This is a genomic window from Klebsiella sp. K47 (assembly GCF_051858335.1).
GTDB lineage: Bacteria > Pseudomonadota > Gammaproteobacteria > Enterobacterales > Enterobacteriaceae > Klebsiella > Klebsiella pneumoniae.
In genome coordinates this window covers 1-233 of record NZ_JBPYUI010000290.1, presented here as the reverse complement: position 1 = coordinate 233, position 233 = coordinate 1, and the positions used below count along the sequence as shown (strand labels likewise).

Annotated in this window: 1 protein-coding gene; it reads right to left on the bottom strand. The window is 67.8% G+C overall.

What is annotated here, in order from left to right; translation table 11 throughout:
• Positions 1–233, bottom strand: a 233-nt coding sequence (locus RRF55_RS28075; RefSeq protein WP_439419309.1) for an ATP-binding cassette domain-containing protein, incomplete at both ends; no start/stop codon positions are given.

Below are 233 nucleotides of genomic sequence, written 5' to 3'. Positions count from 1 at the left end.
ACGCCCGGAATCTCGATCGGATACTGGAACGACAGGAACAGGCCCGCCGCCGCGCGCTCGGCCGGCTCCAGGTCCAGCAGATCCACGCCCTTCCACGATGCGGAACCGTCCGTCACCTCATAGCCGGGACGGCCCGACAGGCTGTAGCCCAGCGTCGACTTGCCCGCCCCGTTCGGCCCCATGACCGCATGAACTTCGCCCGCAGGCACGTCGAGCGTCAGACCCTTGAGGAT